The sequence below is a fragment of the Kitasatospora sp. NPDC088351 genome, assembly GCF_040685575.1.
Lineage (GTDB): Bacteria > Actinomycetota > Actinomycetes > Streptomycetales > Streptomycetaceae > Kitasatospora.
Map to the genome: position 1 here is coordinate 159,711 of NZ_JBFBIL010000002.1, position 17,634 is coordinate 177,344.

General features: G+C 68.8%; 19 protein-coding genes. 15 read left to right on the plus strand and 4 right to left on the minus strand.

Annotation, left to right across the window (positions count from 1 at the left end; genetic code table 11):
• The first annotated feature begins 9 nt into the window (after positions 1-9).
• The 4 genes from AB0P06_RS02200 to AB0P06_RS02215 all read left to right on the plus strand — a co-directional run bounded on the left by AB0P06_RS02200 (position 10) and on the right by AB0P06_RS02215 (position 3,457).
• Positions 10-858, plus strand: coding sequence for a helix-turn-helix transcriptional regulator (locus tag AB0P06_RS02200; RefSeq protein WP_363604386.1), 849 nt, complete (start codon positions 10-12; stop codon positions 856-858).
• Positions 859-1,337: 479 nt separating this feature from the next.
• Positions 1,338-2,801, plus strand: coding sequence for an ASCH domain-containing protein (locus AB0P06_RS02205; RefSeq protein WP_363604388.1), 1,464 nt, complete (start codon positions 1,338-1,340; stop codon positions 2,799-2,801).
• Positions 2,794-3,216, plus strand: coding sequence for a low molecular weight phosphotyrosine protein phosphatase (locus tag AB0P06_RS02210; RefSeq protein ID WP_363604389.1), 423 nt, complete (start codon positions 2,794-2,796; stop codon positions 3,214-3,216). Before AB0P06_RS02205 ends, AB0P06_RS02210 begins: the two co-directional genes overlap by 8 nt.
• 97 nt (positions 3,217-3,313) lie before the next feature.
• Positions 3,314-3,457 carry a DUF397 domain-containing protein gene (locus AB0P06_RS02215; RefSeq protein ID WP_363604597.1) on the plus strand — a complete coding sequence of 48 codons (144 nt, stop codon included), beginning with the start codon at positions 3,314-3,316 and terminating at the stop codon, positions 3,455-3,457.
• Between the two features lie 67 nt (positions 3,458-3,524).
• Here AB0P06_RS02215 and AB0P06_RS02220 read toward each other — a convergent pair whose 3' ends face one another.
• Positions 3,525-4,019 (minus strand): pyridoxamine 5'-phosphate oxidase family protein, encoded by a 495-nt coding sequence (locus AB0P06_RS02220; RefSeq protein ID WP_363604598.1) that lies wholly within the window; start codon positions 4,017-4,019, stop codon positions 3,525-3,527.
• 416 nt (positions 4,020-4,435) lie between these two features.
• On the opposite strand from AB0P06_RS02220, the gene AB0P06_RS02225 reads away from it, so the two are divergent.
• The 10 genes from AB0P06_RS02225 to AB0P06_RS02270 all read left to right on the plus strand — a co-directional run bounded on the left by AB0P06_RS02225 (position 4,436) and on the right by AB0P06_RS02270 (position 12,858).
• Positions 4,436-5,149 (plus strand): hypothetical protein, encoded by a 714-nt coding sequence (locus AB0P06_RS02225; protein WP_363604390.1) that lies wholly within the window; start codon positions 4,436-4,438, stop codon positions 5,147-5,149.
• A gap of 272 nt (positions 5,150-5,421) precedes the next feature.
• Entirely contained in the window at positions 5,422-5,583 is a 162-nt protein-coding gene (locus AB0P06_RS02230) for a hypothetical protein (RefSeq protein WP_363604392.1), read from the plus strand.
• A 100-nt stretch (positions 5,584-5,683) separates the two neighbouring features.
• Positions 5,684-6,349, plus strand: coding sequence for a nitroreductase (locus tag AB0P06_RS02235; RefSeq protein ID WP_363604393.1), 666 nt, complete (start codon positions 5,684-5,686; stop codon positions 6,347-6,349).
• Between the two features lie 492 nt (positions 6,350-6,841).
• A complete protein-coding gene (locus AB0P06_RS02240) occupies positions 6,842-7,072 on the plus strand; it encodes a hypothetical protein (RefSeq protein WP_363604395.1) in 231 nt (76 codons plus the stop codon).
• Positions 7,053-7,631 carry a DUF6879 family protein gene (locus AB0P06_RS02245; protein ID WP_363604396.1) on the plus strand — a complete coding sequence of 193 codons (579 nt, stop codon included), beginning with the start codon at positions 7,053-7,055 and terminating at the stop codon, positions 7,629-7,631. Before AB0P06_RS02240 ends, AB0P06_RS02245 begins: the two co-directional genes overlap by 20 nt.
• 305 nt (positions 7,632-7,936) lie before the next feature.
• Positions 7,937-8,389: an NUDIX domain-containing protein gene (locus AB0P06_RS02250; protein ID WP_363604600.1), complete on the plus strand. Its 453-nt coding sequence runs from the start codon at positions 7,937-7,939 to the stop codon at positions 8,387-8,389.
• Positions 8,314-9,234, plus strand: coding sequence for a hypothetical protein (locus AB0P06_RS02255; RefSeq protein WP_363604398.1), 921 nt, complete (start codon positions 8,314-8,316; stop codon positions 9,232-9,234). Before AB0P06_RS02250 ends, AB0P06_RS02255 begins: the two co-directional genes overlap by 76 nt.
• An 839-nt stretch (positions 9,235-10,073) precedes the next feature.
• The gene (locus tag AB0P06_RS02260; protein WP_363604400.1) at positions 10,074-11,093 is read left to right on the plus strand and encodes a hypothetical protein; all 1,020 of its coding nucleotides are present in this window, start codon (positions 10,074-10,076) and stop codon (positions 11,091-11,093) included.
• Positions 11,094-11,385: 292 nt separating this feature from the next.
• Positions 11,386-12,030, plus strand: coding sequence for a dihydrofolate reductase family protein (locus AB0P06_RS02265; RefSeq protein ID WP_363604601.1), 645 nt, complete (start codon positions 11,386-11,388; stop codon positions 12,028-12,030).
• Between the two features lie 345 nt (positions 12,031-12,375).
• Positions 12,376-12,858, plus strand: coding sequence for a hypothetical protein (locus tag AB0P06_RS02270; protein ID WP_363604401.1), 483 nt, complete (start codon positions 12,376-12,378; stop codon positions 12,856-12,858).
• A 114-nt stretch (positions 12,859-12,972) separates the two neighbouring features.
• Here the strand turns inward: AB0P06_RS02270 and AB0P06_RS02275 are convergent, their stop codons facing one another.
• The 3 genes from AB0P06_RS02275 to AB0P06_RS02285 form a co-directional block, all read right to left on the minus strand.
• Positions 12,973-14,304: a M64 family metallopeptidase gene (locus AB0P06_RS02275; RefSeq protein WP_363604403.1), complete on the minus strand. Its 1,332-nt coding sequence runs from the start codon at positions 14,302-14,304 to the stop codon at positions 12,973-12,975.
• Positions 14,305-14,563: 259 nt separating this feature from the next.
• Entirely contained in the window at positions 14,564-15,031 is a 468-nt protein-coding gene (locus tag AB0P06_RS02280; protein WP_363604405.1) for a GNAT family N-acetyltransferase, read from the minus strand.
• 66 nt (positions 15,032-15,097) lie between these two features.
• Entirely contained in the window at positions 15,098-16,285 is a 1,188-nt protein-coding gene (locus AB0P06_RS02285) for a GDSL-type esterase/lipase family protein (RefSeq protein WP_363604406.1), read from the minus strand.
• Between the two features lie 341 nt (positions 16,286-16,626).
• Between AB0P06_RS02285 and AB0P06_RS02290 the strand changes: the two genes are divergently transcribed.
• A complete protein-coding gene (locus AB0P06_RS02290; RefSeq protein WP_363604407.1) occupies positions 16,627-17,610 on the plus strand; it encodes a DUF4331 family protein in 984 nt (327 codons plus the stop codon).
• Positions 17,611-17,634 lie beyond the last annotated feature (24 nt).

Genomic DNA, 17,634 nt, shown 5'->3' on the forward strand with positions numbered 1-17,634 from the left:
AGCCGGCTCATGTCTCTGTCGCCGTCTTCGTCTGCTCAAGCAGCTCGCGAAGCAGTCGCTAGAAAGCTCCGAACCCTCAAAGGCGAAGCTCGACTCAAGGGCAGTGAGTTGGCCGCCCGGTGTGGCTGGAGTGAGTCCAAGGTCTCACGAATCGCCCACGCGAAGACCCCGCCGTCCGATGACGACGTTCTCCGGTGGTGTATGGCCTGTGGCGCGGAGGGCCAGGCCGCAGACATCATCGCAGCCAATCGCCAGGCCGACGAGATGTACGTCGAGTGGCGCAAGGTCCACCGAGACGGGATGAAGTACGCCCAGGACAGCGAGATGGAAGAGCTGGAGCGGACACGACTGACCCGTGTCTACTGCTCCAATGTGGTCCCGGGGCTCGCGCAACGACGCGGCTACGCTACAAGCCTGATGGCGGCCATCACCCGGTTCCAAGGGACGCCGGACGATGTCGGCGCCGCCGTTGAGTCTCGGGTCGCCAGGTCGAACCTGTTCCGGCGGGCAAACCATCAGTTCGCGATGGTCCTCGAAGAGACCGTGCTGCGCTACCCCTTCGGGGGCGCCCAAGCCATGCGCGAGCAACTGATGTTCCTGCTGGAGATCATGAGGCTCCCCCGCGTCAGCCTCGGAATCATCCCCGCCGGCGCGCCCCGCGAGATGTGGCCCCTCGAAGCCTTCTACATGTACGACGATCGCCAGGTGACGGCTGAACTCCTATCAGCTCTCGTCAACATCACGACTCCTGGGGAGGTCGCAATCTACGAGAAGGCTTTCAAGATTCTTGCCGGAATGGCTGTCTACGGGCCTCAGGCTAGAGACCTGATCCAGCAGGCCATCCACTCTTTCGAGTGACCTCATGCAAGACGGCGCAAGAAACTCGCACTGCCTGTGTGCCGTTCCCTACGGTCTTGTCCCACACCCCCGCCAGCTCGGCGAAGGAGGAGGGATATGCCCGAGGTTCTGTCTTACAAGGAGATGCGGCCTCTGCTGCGCGCCAACGGCAGGAGGGCGGTAGGGAACCCGTTGCTCGACTACGACCCTGGCTGGTTCAACCGCGTTGTGGCGAAGCGCCCCGTCGGCTGGCCGCCGTGCACCTGCAACAGCTCCAACTGCCCGGGCCGTGTTCCACCGTCGGTGTAGCCGATGAGCACGGCCGCGAACCACGCCGAGGCTGACGAAGCCGCCCGGGAGTCGCCCACCGACCCCGGCCCGTTCGAGCCTGACAGCACTGACGCCCAGAGGGTCAACGCCTTGCTCACTGAGGGCAGGCGCAACCGGCACCATCACTGAGTCGCCCACAGGTGACTCGTGCACAGAGCGGAGGGAATCAAGTGAACACAACCGACCTCCTCAGGTCGCCAAACACCGTGCTGGCCAATGCTATTGACGATACGTTGGATATACTGCTCCCCCGCATCAGGGAGGCTGCTGCCGACCGAATCGTGTTCACCGTCGGCACCCAGATCAACGGCCGCCCCCACATCGGGACTCACCTGGTCCAGAGCCTGGCGTTCCTGCTCGCCGAGCACGCCCGGGACGAGTTCGGCATCGACGCGACCGTGGACTTCACCGCACTCGACAACGCCCCGGCCAAGACCGTCAGCCACGTCGGCCGGAAGTACCAACTGACATATCACCATCTGCTCACCAACCGCGGCATCCGCGCCCTGGTCACCGAGCACTACGCCCAGCTGATCGACGCGATGACCCGACACACCGGGATCGAGTGCACCGTCAGCACCTACACTGAGCAGCAGGTCAGCCCCGAGTTCCGCGCCGAGTTCATCCGCACCCTTGAGCACCTGGACGAGATCCGATACTGGCTCTCTCCCGCCAGCGGCACCGCGCACATCCGCCTGCCCTGCCCGGTCTGCGGCTGGGCGGAGAAGTACGCCGACCGTACCCGACTGCTGGAACTGGACGACAGCGGAGCCTTGTTCGAGGCGGTGTGCTTCGACCACGGTCGGTACGAGGCCGACATCACGCCGCTCGGTGGCGGCTACATCGACCTGGCCACCCTGTACCGCAACGTGGTCAAGGAACGGTCTTACCGGTCCGATGACGGCGCGCTTCACGTCATGGTGAAGGGCGGCGACTGGGCGCCCGGTTGCCAGCTGGTGGACGGAGCGCACGCCGCCATCGGCGAGGCCTCCGGCCCGCTGCCCCTTCGCATCTTCGCCCCTCAGATCCTCGGCAGCGACGGAGGGAAGCTCTCGAAGAGCCTCCTTCGTGAAGCTGCCGACGCCGGACTCGTGGTGGAAGGCGTCCCCTCCAGGTGGCTGCTCGACCCCTCCGACTGGCCCGGCACCCACGCGGACTACGTGAACGCGCTCTCGGGACTCGGCGAGCTGATGCTGAGCAACCCGAGGCACTTCTACCGGTCCTACACCACGACCGCATTGGAAGCCCTCATGACCACCCGCCAGCCTGCCCAGTCCCAGTCTCAGGCGCATGGCCGTCCCCGCAACATCCAGATCTACAAGCAGTACTTCGACCTGATCGCCAGTGGCGAGAAGACCGTTGAGGTCCGCGTCGCCTACGACTCCATGAAGCGGATCAAGGTCGGCGACCTGCTCAACTTCACCTGCCGGGAAGAGCAGTGCCTGACCCGGGTGACCCGGGTCGGGACTTACCGGACGTTCAAGGAGATGTTCGGGACCGAGGACGTGAAGGCGGTCAACCCGCGCGCGACCGAGGCCGAGCAGCTGCGAGCGATTCAGGCGATCTTCCCAGCGGCCAAGGAAGCCCTCGGAGTCATCACGTTCGAGATCGAGAGGGTGAATCCCGATGCGTAGTGACAGGCGGAAGGTGCTGGTCGTTTGTAAGGGAAACCACTGTCGTTCCCCGATCGCAGCCCTGATCATCGCCGAGCGATCCGGAGGGGCACTTGACGTGCGGTCGGCGGGCATCCGCAACTGGCACGTGGGCAAGCCCGCGCACCCGCTGATGATCGAGGCCGCCGCCGCGTTCGGCTACGACCTGACCGAGCACCGAGGCGCCGCGCTCGACGCGGAGCTTCTCAAGTGGGCTGACGACCTGATCGCCATGGACGACGAGACCGCCCTTGCCGTCGAAGTGCTCGCCGGTCCGGACCGGCCGGTGAGGATCCTGGCGTCGGGCATCGCCGACCCGTGGGGCGGTGGCCCCGAGAGCTTCGCCGAAGCCATCGTGGAGATCCAGGAAGCCGCAACACTGTTCTACGCGGCATAGGCCGCCCGTGGCCGCCCCGGCCGTCCGTCGTTCCCCCGTGGCGGATGGCCGGGGCACCATCACGTCCACCAGCTGTCTCCGAACCCCTCGGCAGACGCTGTTCCTGGAGATCAACGAAGCCGCCGAGGTGCCCGGCACCGTCCATGTGCGTGATTCCAAGGACAGGAGCGGTCCGCAGCCGGCGTTCGCCCCGGCGGCCTGGCGGGCATTCGTCGAGTTCGCCGCCGCCGTCGAAGTCTGAGCGGCTTCCCTCAGCGGCCCGTCGCCAGTGCCGCATCGGACAACGTTCGCCCTGTTGTGACTAGGACTCAGCGCTTGAGAGGCGCGTTGGCAAGGGGCCCCTGTTCCAGCCAGGTTCCGTCGCGCATGATGACTCGTCCGGGTAGTTCCTGCTCGCCTCGCCAAGCGCGCACCGTCTTCGGCACCACGCGCACATACAGGTACGACCCTTCCTCCGTGCGCGGGTCCCACCCGAACTTGTCGGCGAACGCCTGGGCTGCATCTGCGGGCACATCCTGGGCCGAGAAGCCCTCCGCCTCACCCTGGAGGAGCACCACATCGAAGGTGTCCGGCAGTGCCAGTCGTACGCGCGGCTCTTCGCGGACGTTGCGCGCAGTCACTGAAGTGCCGCTGGTGCACATCCACGCTGCTCGCCCGTCCCACAGGAACCACAGGGGTACCTGGTGCGGCCCATGCTCAGGGTGGGCCGTCGACACCCATACGTCCCGCTCGGCGATGAGCCGTTCCAGAGTGTCGCGTACCCGATCCGCCGTCTGGCGCTGAATGCTTGCCGTGGTCATGATCGGCGATCCTAGCCACCGGGTTTCAGGCGCGCATGAGGCGCGCGACCTACGTCCAGCGGCCGACGAACCACTCAGCCCTCACCCCGGGGCGGCCAACGGGGTGTTCGGCGTGGACGGCGGAAGTGCTCGGTCACATGACGCGTCGCCCCGGTGATCGCCGGCTCGGGTGTCGGCCCGTCAAGCTATGCCGCCCGGCTCGTCCGGCTGCCGGTCCCTCAGCTGGTCGATTGCGCTTCCGCCGTGATCGGCACCGGGCTGCCCAGGGCGTTGCAGTCCGGTGACACGGAATGCTCTATTCCGTCGATTGCTCGCACTAGGTTCGGTCGTGCAAGCCGCCGCATTGCCTCGCGGTTCCCGCACGAAAGAGGTTGGCAGTGTGCGCGCCCTCACCCCGTACTGCGCTCAGGAGAACCTGCATGTCCCCCTTGACGACCCGCCGCGCGGCCACCGTTCGCACGCTGGCCGGCACCGTCCTGGCAGCCGCTCTGATCGTCCCAGCCGCGACAGCCTGCAGCTCCGCGTCCGACGCGCACGGCACTACCGCGGCAACCACGCCTGCCGCGCCCGTCACGCCTGCGCCCGTCACGCCTGCCGCGCAGGGCACCGCCGCTCCGGCCACCGCGACCGGCACACACAGCACCACCGCACCGGCTGCCCCGCCCGCTTCGCCGGCCTCGCCCCGGGCCACCGCACCGGCCACCACGGCCAAGGCGAAGCCCCCGGTCCACACCCAGCCCCTGGTGGACGGCAGCACGGCCGAGGTCCAGGAGGTCGGGGCCCAGCACTACGTGGCCAGGATCGTCCACAACGGTGATGTCCTCGCCACGCTGGAGACGACCGACTCCGACGCCGGACTGGACGCCAACGACATGTTCGTCGTGCTCTCGCTGGACGGCCAGGTCCACTCCTGGATGGGCGGCGGGCACCAGGGACCGGGCACGTTCAAGCTCGCGGGCGGTTGGACGGCCAAGGTCACGAAGATCGGCGAACTCCGGTACCGCGCGCAGATCCTCGGCAACGACAACGCCGTGAACGGCACGCTGGAGTCGAACCAGCAGGACGTCGGAGGCGTCGCCAACGGCGTCTACATCGTGCTCACCGCCGGCGGCGAGATCAGCGCCCACATGTAATGAGCCTGCGCCATGTTGAAGTTGGCTGGTGGGAGGGGCTGGCGTGACTCCGTTCCAAGGGCTCGTGCTGGTGGCGGCCGGCAGTCTGGCGCGTAGATCGTCTGACTGGGAGGTCTTTGCCGGTTCCGGCCCGTCCGCGCCCACCTGCGCGACGCCGGCCTCGGCGCGCTGGCAGACCTCGGCTTCCTCAGCCTGGACGACGACCCCGATGACCCCGTGGTCGTCACCGGCTTCAAGGCCACCCGCGCCCGCAAGCTCACCCATGCCAGAAGGTGGCCGATCGTATCCTCGCGGCCGGACGCGCCCCAGCCGAACGCGGCTTCGCCCACCTGGAGAACTGGCGGATTCTCACCAAACTCCGCACCGCCCCCGCCCGTGCCACCCAGCTCCTGCGCGCCCTGCTCGTCCTGACCAACCTCGAAGTCGCCCGCTGACAGACGATCTACACGGCAGACTGCGCCCACTACCAAGAACTCCTTGTGCGTGCTGACGAGGTGGAGAGGTGGCTGTCGTTGAGCGAGAGGACGAGAAGACATGGATGTGTATGAAGCCGTGGACAGCCGCCGGGCCGTGCGGGCGTTCAGCGATGAGCCGGTACCCAAAGAGGTACTTGAACGAGTCCTGGCCGCGGCGACGAGGGCTCCGTCGAGTGGGAACCTCCAGCCGTGGCATGTGTATGTCGTGACCGGCGAGCCCTTGGCCGAACTGAAGAAACGCGCGACAGCCAGGGCACTGGCGGGAGACCCGGGCGATGAGCGGGAGTATCCGATGTACCCGGCCGAACTGGCCTCGCCGTACCTGGACCGCTTCTCCGCCGCGGCCGCCCAGCGGTACAAGGCGCTGGGAATCGAGCGCGACGACCCCGACAGGCCCACAAAGATCGCCGCCCTGAACTCGGAGGCGTTCGGGGCGCCGGTCGTGCTGTTCTGCTACCTCGACCGGACGATGGGGCCCGGACAGTGGGGGGACGCGGGGATGTACTTGCAGACGGTCATGCTATTGCTGAGGGCGGAAGGGGTGCACAGCTGCCCCCAGGTGATGTGGACGATGTACCGCAAGACCGTCAGCCACATAGTCGGAGCCGATGACAGGCTTGCACTGTTCTGCGGTGTCGCGGTGGGATTCGAGAGGGAAGGCGTGCCGAGGCTGTGTACCGGGCGGGCGGACATGACAGAGACGGTGAGCTTCATCGGAGTGTGACCGTTCGCCGGTTCCGGCCCGTCGGCGCAGACGGGCCGGAACCGGCGAAGACCCCCGGCAGGTGATCCAGAGGCCAGACTGCCGCCCGCTACCAGCACGAGCCCCCGGAACGGAGTCACGCCAGCCCCTCCCACCAGCCGACTTCAAGATGGCGCTGGCCCAATGAAGCACTACTGGGCAGCGGCAGGTCACTGACGCTCCGTCAATGGAACGTGCTGTCCCGGGACGGGGGAGCCATGAGCACAGACCTGGTGTGGTTCAAGAGCAGTTAAAGCGGCAACGAAGGCGGCCAGTGCGCCGAGGTTCCGGCCCGTTCCGGGGCGCTGCTGGTCATGCTTTGGTGACGTGACCATCCGTCGCAAGGCCGGCCGTCAGAGCAAGATCCTTATGCCAACACGGGAATATCGCCGAGTTGGCATAGACAGCCCAACGGGCGGCTCCCTACCTTCGTGCCTGCACGGCTCAACCAGGGATGATCATTAGGGGGTTGGCATGGCCGACAAGCCGGGGCTCACGCGACTGACCAATACGGGGAACGGCAACGGCAGCGGTTCGGGGGAGTGTGGCGCCGACGACTGCCCCAATGTCTACGCCACCTGCCGGAAGTCGTTCGTGGTGCAGGGTGACCTCTTCGACGGCTTCACCCCGCCGGAGGGTGAGGGCCTGGTCGAGATCCCGGAGCACATCCTGAAGGAGGCGTTCCGTGCTCTTGGATGGAAGTGACTGGCGCAAGTACTTCGACGCCATGGAGCGGGACGCATGGCGCCTGGAGGTTCATTCGGTCTACACCATGCCGCAGGAGGAAGAAGCCATCCGCCGGTTCCAGGAGGGGCAGCCCGTCACGGCTTCCGACACCGCCGCGTGGACCGAACGACTCCAGGGGTACCGCAGCACCGGGCGAACCGTCGGGCGAGTGCATGTGATCACGCGCCCGCTGACGGAGTACCTCCGATTCGAATTCGCCCACTACCGGCATAATGTCGATGCGGGCGAGGACGTGAGGATTCTTGATTTGACTGACCGGGGAAACCCGGGCCTGCCGGATCAGGACTTCTGGATGTTCGATGATTCCCGCGTAGTCCTCATGAACTACCGCCACGACGGGACGCAGATCAACCGTGAGGTATTCGAGGGCGACCACCAGCCTTATGCGGAGTGGAAGCGGCGGGACGTGACGGAGCACCTTGAAGTATTTTCACTCTATGAGCATGTTGCGGTCTTCGGTGAGCAGGCCCGGAGGCAGCTCTACGAGTGGTCGGAGATGTATCGCAGAGATCTTTAGGCGACTGCCGGAATAATCGCAATCCTGGCTCGTCGGCGGCTTTAACCTGGATTCTCACTCAACGGATACCGAGCGATGGGGAGCCAGGCATGTCCGCAGCAGTGGAAACTCAACCCGGCCAGGCTGAGCCGCGCGCCGTGATGCGCTATGAGGTGGTGGAGGCGGCGGGGTCGCACGTCTTCACTGATACTGCCCCGAGTAATCCGATGATCACCGATTTGGTGTCGGTGGCCTGCGGTGCGGGATCGTGGGCCGACCGCGCGAGCGGCGCGCGGAAGTGGCCCGACCGACGAAAGGGCGAACCCATGAAGAAGATCGCTGCGAAGCTCTGGCGGATCATCAGGGGCCCGATGCAGTGGCGTGTGCTGTGGCTGTGGCACTCGAAGTTCATGGTCGGCGTGACGGGCATCGTCCGTGACGTGGACGGCCGGGTCCTGCTCCTGAAGCACCGAATGTGGCCGGAGGGTCGGCAGTGGGGCTTGCCGACCGGCTACGCGAACGCGAAGGAGACCTTCGAAGACACGATCGTCCGTGAGGTCCGGGAGGAGACCGGGCTCACGGTGAAGGTGTGCGAGCAGGCGCACCTGAAGAGCGGTTACAAGCTGCGGCTCGAAGTCGCCTATGAGGCCCTGTACGTCAGCGGCCGGATCAAGGTGGCCTCGTTCGAGATCTTGGAGGCTCGATGGTTCTCACCGGACGATCTCCCCGAGGGAGTGCAGGAGTCGCACCGGCAGTTGATCAGCCGTCAGCGGTTCTGACCCTCGGTCGCTCGCTCACCCCGTCGTGCCTGGGGCCGAACGAGCATCTGGCCGGCGATCTGGTCGACCGTTGCCGGGAGTTGGGGCTGAGTCAGTTGCTGCCGATTGATCGGGTGTGGGTCGGGGTGCGCTCGACCCAGCCCGACGCGTTCGGGGGGTTCCACCACCCGAACCAGGGTTACCGGCATGTGCAGTTGGCGTCGGTGATCACGAGATATGGGCGGTTGAGTGATCCCCGGTTGGCGTCGCCGGAACTGGTGGCGCTAGACCTCCTTCGTTCCTACTCGCATGACTGTCTTCACTGGGGGTCGTTCCGGGAGTACCGGCTTCAGGACGGGCAGGTGGTCCGCAGTCGGTACGGGATCAACTGGCGTGACACGCGAGGCCGTACGTACTCGGCGCGAGACAAGGACGACGCCGTTTCGACGCGGAATCTGGGCATCATGATGGAGGGGGCCACCGATCGGGAGGCCCGGACGATCGCCGCCACGGTGGCCGACCGCCTCGGCTTGGCCGGACAAATCGCACCGCATGACCGCCTGGCGTTCCGTGACACCACGGGGCGACTGGAACCGACCGACTTCGACCACGCCGAATCCGGCATTGCCACCCGCTTTCACCTGGCGATGGCCGGATACGAACACGGTGTCGGCGCCCGGTATCAGCGCTTCCTCGCCGAGATGGGCGGGACGGACGCGGAGACGCTGCACGGGCTCATAGTCGCCGCGACGATCAGCGGTGACCTGTCCGGCCTGACTGGCTGGCTCGACCTGCGGCACGGGTGCGGGGCGTTCCGCCGCACCTTCCGCTCACCGGCTTACACGGGGCCCGACCCCGGCGAGTAGGCCGCTCTCGACCGCCCCGTCCGTCCGTCCTTCCTCCTGGCGAACGGCCGGGGCGCCAACGTGCCAAGGCGGGGCTACAGTTCCCCGGATGGCGCTCCAGGGGCCGGAGCCCGGCCCGCCTGCTGCGGGCGACGCCGGCGGCGCATGCCTACCTGGGTGAGTTCATCGCCGACCTGAAGGTTGACGTGCTTCTCTCCGTTGGGGACGGGGATATCGCATTCACGGAGAGCACGGCACGACGGGCAGGGATACACACCGTCGTTGCGACCGATCAGGGCGATGCTTTGCAGATGCTGAATTCCCTTCTGTGCCCCGGCGACGTGGTACCGATCAAGAGTTCGCGGCAGGGTCGCCTCGAACTACTTGCCACGCAACTCGTATCCCCTGCCGCCGCCGTCGAGGTCTGGGCGGTTTCTCCCGGTGGCCCGCCGCTGACTGGGACTTGTCCGGTCGATCGTGTGTAGCTGATGACGGGGGCCGTTGCGGTCACGGTGCCGAGGTCGACGTAGCCGCGTTTGTCGTCGTGGCCGTGGCACATCGGCTACGCACACCAGCCCGGAGGAGTGCCCCCGTTCACCGAACGACTCCATGGAACTATCAGCTGGTCACGGTAGGACCCGGTCCGGGGTGCGGTGGCGATGCACGGTGTCGATACGATCTTCCTTTGCCGCGCACACGGGTGCCGGGGGGCTGGGGTGCGACGCGCCCGTGTGGTGCCCTCGTTCGCTCTCGTTGCCCGTCCTGGACCGCTCGGGTCCGGGCGAGCGGTCCTGCCCCGTCCGCTAGGAAAGCAGTTCAGGGTCTTCTTGTCCCTCGTTGTGTTCGTGGTCGTTGTGGGCATGCTCGTTCCCTCGCGGGTCGCCCGGGTGCGGCGGAGCCGCAGGGAGGCCGAGCTGCGGCGGAGCCTGATCCCGCGCGAGCAGCTTGTGCTGCAGGGCGACGAGCCGTCCGCCGAGTTGGCGGCCGTGCTTGATGCGGCGCGTGCTGGTGACTGGCGCCCGGTGGCCGGATACCTGGCCGAGGCCGGCAGCGACGGTGATGCGAACCGGCGCTGGATGCTGATGGAGCCGATGGGTGCGGCGGCGGCGAAGGAGGACCACTGGCTGCGACTGTGGCGTGAGGAGGAGCCGCGCAGCGCGGCGGCCGTCCTGCTGCAGACCGATGCGCTGGTCCAGCTTGCGTGGGAGATCCGTACTGCCAGGTACGCCTCAGAGGTGACGCGGGAGCAGGCCCGCGGATTCCACCAGGTCCTGCGCGAGGCGGAGCAGGTCGCGCTGGAGGCCGTCGAGCTGGCGTCGGCCGGGGACCCCAACCCCTGGGTGGCGCAGATCGCCGTTGCCATGGGGCTGGGCTGGTCGCACGAGGACTTTCGTGGGCTCTGGGCCGAGGTGGTGGCCCGTGATCCGCATCACCTGCGGGCGCACGAGGGCGCGCTGCAGTACTGGTGCGCCAAGTGGCACGGCAGCCACGAGCTGATGCGCGCCTTCGTCGACACCGCGCTCGCCGACGCGCCGGCCGGCAGCCTGCTGACCACCCTGAGGGTGCGGGCGTCCTACGAACAGATCATCCGCGACAAGGCAGGGGCGACCGCCTACCGGACGCCGGAGTTCACCGCAGCCGTGGACGCCCTGCTGGCCGACCTGGCGCAGGCCGATCCGGCGCATCCGCAGCTTCAGGCCGCCCGGGGCTGGGCCGCCTGGGCGCTGGTCATGAACGCCCGGGTGGCGCAGGCGCTGGAGCTGTTCCAGGTGATGGGTCGCGAGGTGGCCGGCCCCTGGCGCTACTACGACGATCCGCAGGAGGCCTTCGACCGGATGCGCGAGATCGCCGTGCAGGCGATCGCTCGGGCGAAGGCCTAGGTCGTTTGCCCTCGGCGATTCCACCAGCTGGAGCAAAGGGCGACTGTAGATCAGGTGGGCGGGTGCGCCTGGTCCCACGGCACCACCATGGGGGGACGGATGACCGACGTCGAGGTGCGGTGGCGCGGATGGCCGTCGAGATGGCGCATCTGCAGCTCCATGTACGGCGTGGCCTCCCGACGCGCCTTGAAAAAAGTTACGGGCCGTTGTCAATCCGGCCCCGTCAGGTTCGACATCATGATGTGTGGTGCCTCGCCACACGATGACGCGACAAGACCTGACGAGGAAACACGTGAATCAACTGCTCAGAGTCATGAACTTCAACGTCTCGAGTGACGGAATCGGTGCCGGTGAGCACCAGAGTCTCGACAGACCGTTCGGCTATGACCACCCCGAGAAGCTGTTCGCCTGGGCCGGAGCCACGGCGAGCTGGCCGATGCGCACGGATCCCGGGGGGAGCCGGGGCCTCGACGACTACTTCACGCGAGACTTCGCACGCAACATCGGTGCCGAGATCATGGGCCGCAACAAGTTCGGGCCCCAGCGCGGGCCCTGGCAGGACCACGAGTGGCGTGGCTGGTGGGGTGACGAGCCCCCGTTCCGCACTCCGGTGTTCGTCATGACTCACCACAGGCGTCCGTCGTTCACGCTCTCCGACACCACGTTCCACTTCGTCGACGGCGACCCGGCCACGGTCCTCGAACGGGCGCGGGAAGCGGCGGAGGGCAAGGACGTCCGACTCGGTGGCGGGGTTACTGTCATCCGGCAGTTCCTTGATGCCGACCTCGTCGACACCATGCATGTGGCGGTCTCGCCGGTGAAGCTCGGGTCCGGGCTGCGACTCTGGGAGTCCCCCGATGAGCTGCTCGACCGGTTCCACCTGGAGGTCGTGCCCAGCCCGAGCGGCGTTACGCACCACCTGTTCTGGCGGAGGTGACCGCGAGGGCCCACTCGGGATGCCGGCGCGGTGGATGTCGGCATCTCATTGACATCCTCTCCGTGCTTCAGCGCGGGGAGGATGTCAAATCACCGGCGAGAACCGACCTGTCCCACGCAGCCCGCACGGGGACGCACCCGACGCCTACTCGTCGGAGCGCTGTCGATGGCGCTGCTGGCCGGGTGTGCGTGTTCGCCGCGCCGGCCAGCATCGTGCCCACGTCGTCGCATGCGGCGGCCGGCGACCCGTTCGATTTGGCGGATCCGGCGGATCCGCAGGTCCTCGCCGTTGCCCTCGAAGAGGACGTCGCCGGGGGCGTTGGTGCCATCTGCTTGGATGGCGGACATGAGCGACGCCGCGCAGATGTGGATCACCGCAGTCCCCCCGTTCGGGCCGGACGAGCGCGGTGTCCTGATCGGGATCGACCTCCAGACCGACGACCCCGGTCAACTCATGATCTCCGCCCTGACCGACCGGGGGCACGAGGGCGAGGAGGGCGTCTTCTACCTTCTCCCGGACGACCTCTGGGCCCGGTACGAGCGGACCGGCGACCGGCTCGCCGTCCGCGTGCTGGCCTGGCCCGAGTCGATCGACCAGCAGCTGGCGGGGGGCGACGACGCCTTCCGGGAGGCCGTCGCCGGTCTGCGGCGTGACGACCTCGTCGACGGCCGGGTCACTCTGCTGCGCCGGGAGATCGAGACGGACTTCCTCGCCGCCCCCGAGCAGGGTGTCCTGCTCGTCGAGCATGCCGGCCGGGCGACGCTGCCGGAGCTGTTCGCCGCGTTCGAGCAGGGCGAGACCGGGTTCGCGGTCGTCGGAGCGGACTGATGGGCGTCTTCCGGGACTTGGCGGCGCGGTGCGGGAGCCGGACGCGGCCCGACCGGCTCCCGCCGCGCCCTGGTGGACGGCGTGACGGGAGCCGGGTGTGCCGGGCGGCTGCGGTCAGCGGGTGACGTTCCAGACCAGGCTGCGGGTGAGTGCGGGGGTCAGGGCCGGGTCGATGACGGACGGGGTGGGGTCGGTCGCGACGGCGCTGAGCTTGTGCGTGGTGGGCTTGGAGCCGGCCTTGCCGAGGTCGGACATGGCGATCGTCCTGCGGTCGCGCAGGGCCGTCACCTCCTTGCCGTCGAGGTACCAGCGCAGGCGGGTGCCGGAGACGGGGAGGTCGACGGTGAGGCGGTCGGTCGCGGTCAGCCGGGTGGTGGTGGGCGTGGCGCTGGAGAGGGTGGAGGCGTGGCGGTAGAAGCCGGCGATCATCGCCTCGCGGCCGGGGAGGTTGAACTCGCGTCCGAGCGACCGCATGACGGAGTTGTCGGTCGGCCGGTAGAGGCCGGACGGGTAGTTACTGGCGCCCGCGTAGGCGCCGACGGTGCCGCCGTCGGGTGAGGTGCGGCCGAGCCAGCGGTACCACTTGGCCTGGTCGTGGCGCATCCGGTCGGCGGTCAGGGTGGTGATGTTGGCCTGGGCGGGTTCCGCGCCCTTGTAGGGGCCCTGGCCCTCGGCGACGTACTCGTCCGCGAGCTTGCCCAGGGAGTGGCCGGTCTCGTGCACCGCTATCTGGCCGGACGCGCTGTTGCCCCCCGCCACGGTGGCGATGCCCTCGTAGCCGAGCGGGGACTGGATGCCGCTGTAGCCGGCGCCGCCGTACTTGGCGGTGTTGGCGACGACGATGACGAGGTCGGCCTGCGGGGCCTTGGCGGCGTAGCCCTCGACGGCCTTGACGTCCACGCAGAGCAGCCGCTCGATGTTGCTGCACCAGAAGTTCGAGCCGAGCGCGGTCTTGCGGACGGTGCTCTGCTTCGGGTCGCCGGAGACGCCCGACTGCGCGGAAACGGCGTTCACGGCCCACACGTTGAACAGTTTGCGGTAGCTCGCGTAGGGCTCGACGGCGCTGATGTCCTTCCACTTCGCGGCGGCGTCGGTGCGGAACTTGCCCTGCTCCGCCGCCGTGTAGCCGTCGCCGATCACGACCACGTCCAGTTTGGTGTCCGTGCTCCCGTTGTTGACGATCGAGGTGACGGTGCCGTCGCCCGCGGCGGCCGCGGCCATGGACTGGGCGCCGACGAACGGGGAGGCCGCAGGGACCCTGGTCCGGCTGATGGCGCCGTCCTCGGCGAAGACCTCGACCTCGGGATCCTCCAGGGGCGCGGTGATGCCGATCGGGGCGGCCGGAGCGGCGACCGCGGGGCCGACGCCGATGGCGATGCCGGCGCCGAGGGACGCCAGCGTCGTGGCGCCGGCCAGGAGGACCGAGGTGAACCTGCTGTTGCGCAAGGGAGTTTCTCCGAATCGGTTGGCAGCGTCGAGCGGTGACGAGCGGGCGTGACCGTGCGGTCGGCCGACCCGGCATCCCGGGGGGCCGGTACGGGACATGCCTTGCACCTGACAACACAGAAATGACGGAGCGTCAGCTAACTGGCGGTCATGGCGTGCCCACCACCTCACTGGTGGATACGGGCGGATCCGCTCGGTCGGTTCACCCTGTGCTCGACAGGGCAGCGCCTCAGGGAGGTCGCTGCCACCGGGAGTGCCGTCAGCCGAGCGTCTTGCGCATCTTGACCGAGGTCGTCTCGTAGCCGAGCGACTCGTACAGGCCGCGTGCGCCCGCGTTGAACCCGAAGACGTTCAGGCCGAGGGTGCGCGCGCCCTGGGCCCGGGCGTACTCCTCGCCGAGGAGCATGGCCGCCCGGCCGAGGCCCCGGCCGCGGTGGTCGGCGTCGATCGCGATGTCCCACACCCACCAGGCGCCCGCGTCGTCGCTGGTGTCCGGCCCGATCCAGAGGTGGCCGACGGCCGCACCGGCGTCGTCGAGCACGTCGAACACCGCGTGACCCGGCGTCGGTGCCCCGGACGGGAAGGAACGGGCCATGCCCTCCTCCGCCTGCCGGTGGGCGTCCTCGGGGGTGTGCCCTGCGGCCACGAGGTCTTCGGCGTACGCGGTTCGGCTGCGGTCGAGCCAGCCGGGGAGGCGGTCGGCGTGCAGGTGGCGGAGGGTGGGCACGGGGTCAGCCTCCCACACCACCCATCGCGGGCCTCACCTCGCCCCCCGGGCCGCCGAACCCCGGTGTCAGCCGCGCCGCTCGGCGAAGGGGCCGCCGGCGGTGAAGGCCAGCCCGGCGAAGCGTTCGCCGATGCGGCGGTGGGTGGCGGTGTCCGGGTGGAGCTGGTCGGGCAGCGGCAGTTCGGCGAAGTCGGCCTGGCCGTACAGCTCGCGGCCGTCGAGGTAGTGCAGGTTCGGGTCCTCGGCCGCCCGCTGCGCCACGATCCGGGCCAGTTCGTCCCGGATGACGCCCAGGGCCAGCTTCCCGTTCGCGCGCTCCGCCGGATCGCCGGCCGCCCGGAACCGTATCTGTCCGGTGCTCATGCCGCTGAGGTCCGGGGCGCTGGGGCCGGGCGTGTCCTCGTGGATGGGGCACAGGATGGGCGAGGCGACCAGCAGCGGTGCGGTGGGGTGGCCTTCGCGGACGGTGTCGAGGAAGCCGTGCACGGCGGGGGTGAAGGCGCGCAGGCGCATCAGGTCGGTGTTGACCAGGTTGATGCCGATCTTGACGCTGATCAGGTCGGCGGGGGTGTCCCGCAGGGCGCGGGCGGTGAACGGGTCGAGCAGGGCGTTGCCGCTCAGGCCCAGGTTGATCAGCTCCACACCGCCGAGAGAGGCGGCGACGGCGGGCCAGATCGCGGTGGGACTCGCGGCGTCGGAGCCCTGACTGATCGAACTGCCGTGGTGCAGCCAGACCTTGCGGCCCCGGTCCGGCACGGGCTCGACGGGGGCGTCGGTGCGCAGGGCGATGAGTTCGGCGGTCTCGTTGTGCGGCAGCCAGATCTCGACGTCCTTGACGCGGTCGGCCAGGCCGGTGAAGCGGACGGTGCCGGGCGGGCCGGGCTCGGTCGTGGCGGTGCGGGCGGTCATGTCGATGGTGAGGGTGTTGCCGCCGGTCACGGTGGACTGGCCGGCCGGGCGGCCGTCGACGAGTAGGTCGTACACGCCGTCCGGCCGGGGCGGGGCGCCCACGTAGACCCGCTTGGTGGGCAGCGTGTCCAGCTCGACGGCGGTGGCCCTGGTCCGGAAGACCAGCCGCACGCCGGAGGGCTGGGATTCCGCCATGGCGAGCTGCCCGTCGGTGTACTGGGCGCGGGCCCGGGCGGGGAGCCGGTGCGGCAGCACCCCGTGCGCGGCGCGCTCCAGGTCGAGCGCGCCACGCAGGAGGTCCGCGGTGACGGGCGTGGTGATCCAGTCGTGCTCGGTGGTGTGCATGATCTCAGCCTATTGATCGGAGTATTCGGAAGGTCCGGAGGGTTCTGCGTCCTCGGCGGCTCCGAGGTGCCGGTGCGCGTGGTCAGGGCGCGCGCGGCCAGGGCGTGGGCCGGTTCCGCAGCGGGGCGTCGGGCGCGTCCAGGACCCGGGTCCAGGTGTCCTGGGTGTCGGGGCACTCGGGGCCGTGGACCACCATGACCGGCCGCGGATCCGGGCCCGTCCGCCAAAGGGGCGGACGGGCGGGTTCTGTGCGGGTGTCCTCCCCGGCCGGTACCGCTCGCGCTGGTACGACGGTGCGGACAAGCCAGGGGGGTTGCGCAGAGACGAGGTAGCCCAGCGCCATGTCCCACCACCTCAGCGGTCCCAGCCTTCGCTCCCCCCGGGGCGACGCCCGGCTCGACCTCACCGACCTCTTCGCCTTCCCGGCCTCCGACGCCTCCGGGCGCACCGTCCTGATCATGAATGTGAACCCGTACGCGCCCACCCGGGCCGCCGAGTTCCACCCCGACGCGGTGTACCGGATCAACATCGACAACGACGGCGACAACCGCGCCGACGTCGCCTACTCCTTCGTCTTCTCCGCCCCTGACCCCGCCCCGGGCGCAGGCACCGGAGGTCAGACCGTCACCGTGTACCGCGCGACCGGCGGCGCCGCGCAGAAGCACGAGGCGGGCGGGGAGAAGCTCTTCGCGGACGTCCCGGTCGCCTTCGGCGACGCGCCCGACATCGCGGAGGCGGGCGGCTACCGGCTCTCCGCCGGCCTGCGGAGCGACCCGTTCTTCGCCGACCTGGAGGGCATCGTCAACAACTTCCAGTGGACCGGCAGGGATGCGATGGAGGACGCCAACATCTTCGGCATCGCGCTCGAAGTGCCCGACGCGGACCTCGGCCCGGACCCGACGATCGGCGTCTGGGCGCGGGTCGGCCTCCATGCGGACGGCCAGTTGCTGTCGGTGGACCGGGGCGCCCACCCGTCCCTCACCGCGTACTTCAACGCCGAGGAGGTCAAGGACGCCTACAACGCGGGCGAACCGGCCGACGACTGGGAGAAGTACCGCGAGGCGTGGACGGCCGTGCTCCAGCACGCCGGCGACTACACCACCCAGGCGGCCACCGAGACGCTGAAGCTCGTCCTGCCCGACATCCTCCGCTACGACCGCTCCCGCCCGGCCGGCTACCCCAACGGCCGCACGCTCAGCGACGACGTGACGTCCGCCCGCCTCACCATGGTCTTCGGCGGCAAGATCACCAGTGACCGCATCCCCCCGCACGCCGACCTGCTCCCCACCTTCCCCCACCTCGGCCACCCGCACCCGGTCAAGTGACCCCCGGGGGCTGCCCGTTCACCC